The organism is Azospirillum sp. B4 (assembly GCF_000333275.1).
Taxonomy (GTDB): Bacteria; Pseudomonadota; Alphaproteobacteria; order Azospirillales; family Azospirillaceae; genus Nitrospirillum.
The window spans coordinates 1-9,483 of sequence record NZ_BACU01000597.1; the positions used below are offsets into that span (position 1 = coordinate 1).

7 protein-coding genes are annotated in these 9,483 nt (G+C 67.5%); 6 read left to right on the forward strand and 1 reads right to left on the reverse strand.

The annotated features are described in order from the left end of the window. Together I55_RS26935 and I55_RS26940 are read left to right on the forward strand one after the other, a co-directional pair. Positions 1-1,003: ATP-dependent DNA helicase RecG (locus I55_RS26935; RefSeq protein ID WP_044563819.1), on the forward strand; the 1,003-nt coding region annotated here is incomplete at its 5' end. An 82-nt stretch (positions 1,004-1,085) separates the two neighbouring features. After that, complete coding sequence (locus I55_RS26940; protein ID WP_044563820.1) at positions 1,086-1,394, forward strand: hypothetical protein; 309 nt, start codon at positions 1,086-1,088, stop codon at positions 1,392-1,394. 163 nt (positions 1,395-1,557) lie between these two features. On the opposite strand, the gene I55_RS26945 is transcribed toward I55_RS26940, so the two are convergent. Further along, positions 1,558-1,920, reverse strand: a complete 363-nt coding sequence (locus I55_RS26945; RefSeq protein ID WP_044563821.1) for a hypothetical protein — start codon at positions 1,918-1,920, stop codon at positions 1,558-1,560. A gap of 358 nt (positions 1,921-2,278) precedes the next feature. Between I55_RS26945 and I55_RS26950 the strand changes: the two genes are divergently transcribed. The 4 genes from I55_RS26950 to I55_RS26965 all read left to right on the forward strand — a co-directional run. After that, positions 2,279-3,367 carry a type III polyketide synthase gene (locus I55_RS26950; RefSeq protein WP_044563822.1) on the forward strand — a complete coding sequence of 363 codons (1,089 nt, stop codon included), beginning with the start codon at positions 2,279-2,281 and terminating at the stop codon, positions 3,365-3,367. Positions 3,368-3,370: 3 nt separating this feature from the next. After that, the gene (locus I55_RS26955) at positions 3,371-3,898 is read left to right on the forward strand and encodes an isoprenylcysteine carboxyl methyltransferase family protein (RefSeq protein WP_044563823.1); all 528 of its coding nucleotides are present in this window, start codon (positions 3,371-3,373) and stop codon (positions 3,896-3,898) included. Positions 3,899-4,085: 187 nt separating this feature from the next. After that, complete coding sequence (locus I55_RS26960; protein WP_307718732.1) at positions 4,086-4,778, forward strand: Crp/Fnr family transcriptional regulator; 693 nt, start codon at positions 4,086-4,088, stop codon at positions 4,776-4,778. A 545-nt stretch (positions 4,779-5,323) separates the two neighbouring features. Further along, the coding region (locus I55_RS26965) for a hypothetical protein (protein WP_044563824.1) at positions 5,324-9,483 on the forward strand (4,160 nt) is incomplete at its 3' end.

Consider the following 9,483-nt stretch of genomic DNA (forward strand, 5'->3'; position numbering starts at 1 on the left):
CTTGGATCGCCTGGCGTCGGGGGAGATCGACATCCTGATCGGCACCCACGCCCTGTTCCAGGAGGATGTGGCGTTCAAGGATTTGGCGCTGGCCATCATCGACGAACAGCACAAGTTCGGCGTGCACCAGCGCCTGGCCCTGGCGGCCAAGGGGCGCGGGGTGGACACCCTGGTGATGACCGCCACCCCCATCCCCCGCACCCTGACCCTGACCGCCTATGGCGATATGGACGTCAGCCGCCTGACGGAGAAGCCGCCGGGGCGCAAGCCGGTGGTGACCCGCGCCGCCGCGTCGGACCGCGTCGAGGAGGTGGTGGAGCGCGTGGCCGCCGCCATCAAAACCGGGCAGCGCGTGTACTGGGTCTGCCCCCTGGTGGACGAGTCGGAAACGGTTGACCTGGCCAACGCCACCCTGCGCCACGCCACCCTGATGGAACGGCTGGGCGACCGCGTCGGCCTGGTGCACGGCAAGATGAAGGGGACGGAGAAGGACGCCGTCATGGCCCGCTTCGCCAGTGGCGAACTGTCCGTGCTGGTCGCCACCACCGTCATCGAGGTGGGGGTGAACGTGCCGGAAGCCACCATCATGGTGGTGGAGCATGCCGAGCGGTTCGGCCTGGCCCAGCTGCACCAGCTGCGCGGCCGGGTGGGGCGCGGCGACCGCCCCTCCGCCTGCCTGCTGCTCTATACGGCCCCGCTGGGCGAAACCGCCCGCGCTCGCCTGGACGTGATGACGGCGACGGAGGACGGCTTCGTCATCGCCGAGAAGGACCTGGAGCTGCGTGGCGCCGGCGAGGTGCTGGGCACCCGCCAGTCGGGATTGCCGGAGTTCCGCATGGCCGACATCACCGTGCACGCCGACCTGCTGGCCACCGCCCGCGACGACGCCAGCCTGATGGTGTCCCGCGACCCCGACCTGGAAAGCCCGCGCGGCCAGGCCCTGCGCGTGCTGCTCTACCTGTTCCAGCGGGATGAGGCGGTGCGGACGCTGCGGTCGGGGTGACCTATTTGCTCCGGACACTGGTGGGATTGCTGTCACGCCGTACCTCGCATCGGGTTTCCAATCCCGATAAGCGAGGAACCCCATGCCCCGGAAAGTCAGCCAACGCACCCTGACGGTATTCAAGCACGCCATGATCGGATTCGGTCTGGGCATGGTGCCGGTTGTCCTCAGCGTCATGCCGCCCGCCCCTGTCGACAGCCAAGGCGCGCTGATCGGTTCCATCATCGGTGGCGCGCTGGCCGGCGCCCTGTTCCTGGCATCGGTCGGCGCCTATCGCGCCCGGTCCATCCCGGCGGACCGGCCCAGCCGCGTGGGCCGCCTGCGCCTGATCCTGGGTGTGACGCCCCTGGCCCTGATCCTTCTGGGCCTGCTGGTCCTGATGGTGATCTGAACCCGTCCTGACGAAGCGGTCAGCCCCTTTATTCCAACACCGGACGGCGCGGCGCCCCCACCTAGATCACGGATGTCGGCCTGGCCTGGGACAGCGCCAGCCTGATGGTATTCCGCGATCCCGACCTGGAAACGCCGCGCGGCCTAGCGCTTACCCCTAGTCGTCAACTGGGAACCAGGGAGAAATTAACCGTCACCGACCCTGTGTTGTCGGCGACAGTACCGTGGTCGACGATGAATACATAAACCGAACCGGAGCCATCGTAATTCATTACAATTCCCTCAACGGTATTCACCAAATAGTACCAACGAATATAGTCACCGGTTGTGACAGGCGACGTGTTGAAAATTATGATCTGGTTCACCTTGATGCCGCTTCTGAACTGCATGGTGTCGTTTTTCAACGTTACCGAATATGCGCCGGCCTGCAGGCCTTTGACTTGCACGGCCCCGGAGCCGCTGGCGCTCAGATCGCTCAGATTGATGGCTGATTTTGCCTGCAACACGATGGAGATGGGGGTCGACATTTTTCCTTGCCCTTTCCGTTGGCGTGCCCGAAGGCCGCCGTTTATGTCCGAGCGCTTACACACGCTCAGGTCGATTATGTATTATCATTATAAAATTTCCGATTTAGGGCTTTGGTTTATACAACTAATATCATCGCGGGCACACGCACCGCGCGTAACGCGGCATTCATGTGTCCGGCCTGCTTGGACGTAAGCCATCGGCCTTTTATTCCAGACCGGGTTAGCGCGACCGCTCTCCGAAAGCGGTGGATGTCCAGGGAGCCAGCCGCGCCTAGGATATTCGCCGGAGGATACCGGCGTTCCCGCCAGCAGGTGGGGGCGGCCGGCATCAGCACAAACCGGGAGGACAAGCCCGAACATGGCCCGCGTTTCCCACAAAGCCATCGCCCAGCCCATCTCTCCCGCCCGCCTGCTGTCCATCGCCACGGCGCTGCCGCCCCATCGCCTGACGCAGGAACAGGCGCTGGCCGGCGCCCGACAGGTTTTCGCCCACCGGCTGCGCGATTTCGATCGGCTGGCGCCCGTCTTCACCCATGCCGGCATCGAGGGCCGCGCCTCCTGCGTGCCGCTGGACTGGTACCTGGAGCCGCACGGCTGGTCGGAGCGCAACGCCCTGTACCTTGAGCATGCCGTCGACGTGTTGACCCGCGCCACGACCGAGGCGCTGGAGCGGGCGGGCCTCAAGCCCACCGACGTCGACGCCATCGTCGCCGTCTCCTCCACCGGCATCGCCACGCCCAGCCTGGACGCCCTGATCATGCAGCGCCTGGGCATGCGGGCCGATGTGGAGCGCATGCCCCTGTTCGGCCTGGGCTGCGCCGGCGGCGTGCTGGGCTTGGCGCGCGCCGCCACCTGGGCCACCGCCCGGCCGGGGGCCAACGTCCTGTTGCTGGTGGTGGAGCTGTGCGCGCTGAGCTTCCGGCGCGGCGACCTCAGCAAGGCCAACGTCATCGCCACCGCCCTGTTCGGCGATGGCGGGGCGGCCGCCATCCTGCGTGCGGATCCGAAAAGCCGCGATACAGGTCCCGCCTTCCTGGCGTCGGCGGAGCATCGCTGGCCCGACAGCCTGGGCATCATGGGCTGGCAGGTGGAGGATGACGGCATGGGCGTCATCTTCGCCCAGAGCATCCCCATGCTGGTGCGGGAGAAGCTGCCCCAGGTGGTGGCCGGCTTCCTGGACCGCCAGCGCCTGACGCTGTCCGACCTGGCCGGGACCATCTGCCACCCCGGCGGCACCAAGGTGCTGGACGCGCTGGAGGAGGTCCTGGCCCCGGCCACCGACGGGTTGGGAGAGGCCCGCGACGTGCTGCGCCAGCATGGCAACATGTCGGCCGCGACAGTGCTGTTCGTGCTGGAGCGCCGGGTGCGCCAGGGCGCGCGGGGCCTGCATCTGCTGTCCGCCCTGGGGCCCGGCTTCATCGCCGCCCTGGGCCTGATGCGGTTTTAAGCCATGGATGGACTCGCTTTCGGCCCCCCGCAAATCGTCGTCCTGCTGCTGGCCGTGCAGCGCCTGGCGGTACTGTGGGTGGCCAACCGCAACACCCGCAGCCTGCTGGACCAGGGCGGCCAGAAGGTGGGGCGCGCGCACTACCCGCTGTTCATCATGCTGCACAGCGCCTGGCTGGCGGCGCTGTTCCTGTTCGTTCCGGCCGACGCGCCCATCGTCTGGCCCCTGGTGGCCCTGCTGATTCCCCTGCAACTGATGCGCTATTGGGTCATCCGCACGCTGGGCCCCTACTGGACCACCCGAATCATCACCCTGCCGCAAGCGCCGTTGGTCCGGGGCGGTCCTTTCCGTTTCATCCGCCACCCCAACTATTGCGTGGTGGTGGCCGAGATAGCGGCCCTGCCGCTGGCCTTCGGCGCCTGGCGGCTGGCCCTGGCCTTCTCCCTGGCCAACGCCCTGCTGCTGGCCCACCGCATCCGGGTGGAGGAAGCGGCCCTGGCGCCCAGGCGACTGTCGGCGCCAAGGGCGTAGGATGGCTTCTGCCAGAAGGTCTGCCGACAGTGCGCGCGGGCCCGATTATATGGGGGAACGTTTACGTGGAACGCGTGTATCGTTATTGTCCGGTCAGCCCCTGTTTAATCGGCCATCTGACCCAATGTTAGGGGCCCGGCGCGGGGGCGACCCGCGCCGTGACCGACCCTATCCGGAGCCCATTCCCGTGATCGAAGCCGCGTCCCTCGACAGCATCGAATTGCTGGCCCCCCTGACGGCGGACCAGCGTGCCAGCCTGGCCAAGCAATGCAGCTGGCGCCATTTCCACCCGCAGGAACAGGTGATCGACCGCGCGTCGGACAGCCGCGACGTCTGCTTCATCGTCGAGGGCCGGGTGCGGGTGGTGAACTACTCCCTCTCCGGCCGCGAGGTCACCTTCGACGATGTCGAGGCCGGTGGCTACCTGGGTGAACTGTCGGCCATCGACGGCGAGGCGCGATCCGCCAGCATCGTGGCCCTGACGGAGGTCATGGTCGCCTTCATGTCGCCCCGCCTGTTCCAGCAGGTGGTGACCCAGAACCCCACCATCGCCTGGGGCGTGATGACCCGGCTGGCCAGCATCGTTCGTTCCGCCACCGGACGTATCATGGATTTGTCCACCCTGGGCGCCAACAACCGGGTGCATGCGGAACTGCTGCGCCTGGCCAAGCCCACCCTGAAGACCGACAACACCGCCGCCATCTCCCCCATCCCGATTCACAGCGACATCGCCGCCCGGGTCAGCACCACCCGCGAAACGGTGGCGCGCGTGCTGGGTGACCTGTCCCGCGACAAGCTGGTCGTCCGCCAGGACAACTCCCTTCTGGTGCGCGACTTCGCCCGTTTGGAGGAGATGGTAGAGGAAGTACGGGGTGACTGAACCTTTCGAGTTAACCATGAGGTCAGTTTTTTGAAGTGTGACACGCTTGCCACGGTTTTTTAACTTTTCATCAATCCGCGACGGAGCTATATAAGAGGGGCTTGACCGTGACGGATTTGACACTCTCAAGCCTTCAACCTCCTTATGAGGCTCCCTTCATCTTCGCCGGCTGTCCTTCGACAGCCGGCGTTTTTTTTGGGCCCCCGCGACCCAGGCGGCGCCCCTGGCGGATGATCCGCCATCCCACCCCTTTGCACCTATTGCGGCCGGCGAACGCAAGCTTGCATTCGCAGATGTCAAACACCACGAAAACGGATACTCTGCGGGCAGCGATGCAATCGACGGATTGGCATCGCGGCGCCATTCATGGCCGCTCCCAAAGGGACGCCAGGGTGGCTTTGTCTCAAGGACCTTCCCGGGACCCCCAGTAGGGGGGCGCAGGGCAAGGGGGACGTCATCGCCACGGGGGCAGTGGCGGCACCCAGAAGGGGTGTGGATTTTCGCCGAGAACGAGGCATCTCAAAGAGATGCGATCGGGGGTGGGTATGGTTTCGTCAATCGGTCTTCTGACCCCTACGCAGGTCGCGTCGATCTCGACGGCCAACATCCAGAAGCTGACCACGGCGGATGTCCAGGCCCTCACGACCGCCCAGATCAAGTCATTGACGACCACCCAAGTGGCGGCCTTCCAGGTCAGCCAGATGGTGTTCAGCGCGACTCAGCTCCAGGCCTTCAGCGACGCGGACATCGCGGCGCTGGGCACCGACGACTTCAGGGCGCTGAGGGCGACCCAGCTGTCGCTCCTGTCCTCCAGCCAGATCCATGCCCTGACCACCGACCAGCTGTCGGCCCTGGGCACCAGTGATATCCAGGAATTCACCAAGGCGCAGGTCGGCGCCTTCACAACCGACCAGCTGGCCGCGCTTTCCACCGCCGACGTCCGCGCGCTGACCACGGCGCAGTTGAGCGGTCTGACCACGGCGCAGATCGCGGGCCTGGGCAGCGACAACCTATCGGCCTTGAGCGCCGCGCAGGTGGCCAGCCTGTCCGCAACCCTGGTCAAGGCCCTGACCACCGACCAGCTGAACGCCCTGTCCACCACCGACATCCGCGAATTCACCAACGCCCAGGTGGCCAGCCTGACCACCGCCCAATTGAGCGGCCTGTCAACGGACGTGGTCTCGGCGCTGGGCACCGGGCAGGTGGCCAGCCTGACGACGGCGCAGGTCCGCACCCTGAATTCCGATCAACTGGGCATCCTGACCACGGCGGACGCCCGCGTGCTGACCACCGCGCAACTAAACGCCCTCACCACCAGCCAGATCACCGCCCTGGGCAGCGACGCCCTGTCCGCCTTGAGCGCCACGCAGGTGGCCAGCCTGTCCGTCCCCCTGGTCAAGGCACTGACAACAGACCAGCTGAATTCCCTGTCCACCGCTGACATGCGGGAGTTCACCGCCGCCCAGATCGGCGCGCTGACCACCGACCAGCTGTCCTCGGTGGCGACCCGCAACCTCGCGGCACTGACCAACACCCAGCTGGCCAGCCTGAACACTGGCCAGGTGGCGGCGCTGAGCACCGACCAGGTGGCGGGCTTGGGCACCGGCCAGGTGGCCGGCCTGTCCGTCACCCAGGTCAAGGCCCTGACCACCGACCAGCTGGCCGCCCTGGCCACCGCCACGGTGCAGCGCCTGACCACGGCCCAGGTGGCGGCGCTGACCACGGCGCAGGTCGCGGGCCTCAGCTCCGACACTCTATCGGCGTTGAGTTCCACCCAGGTCATCCGGCTGACGACGGCGCAGGTCCGCGCCCTGACCACCGACCAGTTGAACGCCCTGACCACCGCCGACATGCGGGAATTCACGGCCACGCAGCTGACGGCCCTAACCACGGCCCAACTGGCGGGCCTGGATACCGACAACCTCTCGGCCCTGACCACCACCCAGCTGACGGGGCTGACCAGCCTGCAGCTTTCGGCACTCAGCACCGACCAGGTGGCCAATCTGACGACGCAACAGGTCGCAAGCCTGGCCGCCTTGCAGCTGAAGGGCTTCAATTCCGACCAGATGAACGCGCTGGGTGCCGCGGCCATCCAGCGCCTGTCGACCAGCCAGGTCTCCTCCCTGACCACGGCCCAGATCGCCGGCCTAGGGACGGACAACCTGTCTGCCTTGAACAGCGCCCAGGTGGCCAGCCTGTCCGCCGCCCAGATCAAGGCGTTGACCACCGACCAGCTGAACGCCCTGACCACCGCCGACATGCGGGAGTTCACCGCCGCCCAGGTGGCCAACCTGACGACCGCCCAGCTGTCGGCGCTGGGCAGCGACAACCTGTCGGCCCTGACCACCAGCCAGCTGACCGCCCTGACCACGGCCCAAGTGCGGGTGCTCAGTTCCGATCAACTGGGGGCTCTGGCGACCGGCAGCGTGCGGGCGCTGACCACGCCGCAGGTTTCCTCCCTGACCACCGCCCAGCTGTCCACGCTGGGCACGGACGCCCTGTCCGCGTTCAGCAGCACGCAAATCACCAAGCTGACCAACGCCCAGGTCCAGGCCCTGACCACCGACCAGTTGAACGCCCTGACCACCGCCGACCTGCGGGAATTCGCGGCCACCCAGGTGGCGGTGCTGACCACCACCCAGGTCGCCGGCCTGCAGACCAACACCTTGGTGGCGCTGGGCACGAACCAGGTGGCGGCCCTGACCACAGCGCAGGTGCGGGCCCTGGGTTCCGACCAAATGGGCGCGTTGAGCACGGCCGATGCCCGCGCCCTGACGGCGGCGCAGATCACCGCGCTGACCACCAGCCAGGTTTCCAGCCTGGGCAGCGACGCCTTGTCGGCGCTCAGCGCCACCCAGGTGGCCAGCCTGTCGGCGGCACAGGTCAAGGCCCTGACCACCGACCAGGTGACGGCGCTGACCACCGCCGACATCCGCGAATTCTCCGCCGCGCAGCTGGGCGCCCTGACCACCGATCAACTGGCCGTCGTCAGCACCACCCAGCTGACGGCGTTGACCAATACCCAGTTGGCCGGCCTGACGACCGCCCAGGTGTCCGCGCTCAGCACCAGCCAAAGCGCGTCACTGACGACCACCCAGGTGGCCAGCCTGTCCGCCGGCCAAGTCAAGGCGTTGACCTCCGACCAGCTGGCGGCCCTGCCCTCCGCCAACGTCCGGGCCTTGACTACGGCGCAGGTCGCCTCCCTGACCACGACCCAGATCGCCACCCTGGCGACCAGCGCCCTGTCGGCGTTCAACAGCGCGCAGGTCACCAAGCTGACCAACGCCCAGGTCCAGGCCCTGACCACCGACCAGCTGAACGCCCTGACCACCGCCGACCTGCGGGAATTCGCGGCCACCCAGGTGGCGGTGCTGACCACCGCCCAGGTCGCCGGCCTGCAGACCGACACCTTGGTGGCGCTGGGCACCAACCAGGTGGCGGCCCTGACCACAGCGCAGGTGCGGGCCCTGGGTTCCGACCAACTGGGCGCCCTGACCACCGCGGACGCCGCGGCGCTGACGGTGACGCAGATTGGCGCCCTGGCGACAGACCAGGTCGCCGCCCTCAGCAGCGGCGCCCTGTCAGCGCTGAGCGCCACCCAGGTGGCGGGCCTGAGCGCCATGCAGGTCAAGGCGCTGACCACCAGCCAGCTGAACGCCCTGACCACCGCCGACGTGCGTGAACTATCCGCCGTCCAAGTCGGCGCACTGACGACCGACCAGCTGGCCGTCATCAGCACCGCCCAGCTGACGGCGCTGACCGCCACCCAACTCGCCGGCCTGACCACCGCCCAGGTGGGTGCGCTCACCACCAGCCAGGCATCGTCCCTGACCACGGCCCAGGTCGCCAGCCTGTCCGCCAACCAGGTCAAGGCGCTGACCTCCGACCAGTTGGGCTCCCTGCCGACCGGCAGCGTGCGAGCCCTGACCAGCGTCCAGATCTCCTCCCTGACCACGGCCCAGGTGGCCACCCTCGGCACCGATGCGCTTTCGGCCCTCAGCAGCACGCAGGTCACCAAGCTGACCAACGCCCAGGTCCAGGCCCTGACCACCACCCAGCTGAACGCCCTGACCACCGCCGACCTGCGGGAGTTCGCGGCCAGCCAAATCGCGGCGTTGAGCACGGCGCAGGTGGCGGGCCTGGAAACCGATACCCTGGTCGCGCTCAGCACCAGCCAGGTAGCGGCGCTGACCACCACCCAGATCCGGGCGTTGACGACGGAACAGCTGAGCGCTCTGCCCCCGGGCGACGCCACGGCGCTGACCGTGGCGCAAGTCGGCGCCCTGACGACCGACCAGGTCTCTTCCCTCAGCACCAGTGCCTTGTCGGCGCTCAGCAGCGCCCAGGTGGCGGGCCTGAGCGCCGCGCAGGTCAAGGTGCTGACCACCACTCAGTTGAACGCGCTGACCACGGCCGACATCCGGGAATTCTCCGCCACCCAGGTCGGTGCCCTGACCACGGATCAGCTGTCGACCCTGGGAAGCGACAACCTGTCGGCGCTAAGCGCCACGCAGGTGGCGGGCCTGACCAGCGTCCAGATACGGTCGCTGGCCACCCAACAGCTGAACACGCTGACCACGGCGGATATCCGGGAATTCTCCGCCACCCAGGTCGGCGCCCTGACCACGGACCAGTTGAACGCACTGGACGGCACCCACTTGGCGGCGCTGGCCACCAGCCAGGTGGCCGGCCTGACCACCGCCCA

Coding starts and splice junctions, on each gene's coding strand:
- I55_RS26940 (WP_044563820.1), top strand. CDS start 1,086: ATGCCCCGGAAAGTCAGCCAACGCACCCTGACGGTATTCAAGCACGCC.
- I55_RS26955 (WP_044563823.1), top strand. CDS start 3,371: ATGGATGGACTCGCTTTCGGCCCCCCGCAAATCGTCGTCCTGCTGCTG.
- I55_RS26950 (WP_044563822.1), top strand. CDS start 2,279: ATGGCCCGCGTTTCCCACAAAGCCATCGCCCAGCCCATCTCTCCCGCC.
- I55_RS26945 (WP_044563821.1), bottom strand. CDS start 1,920: ATGTCGACCCCCATCTCCATCGTGTTGCAGGCAAAATCAGCCATCAAT.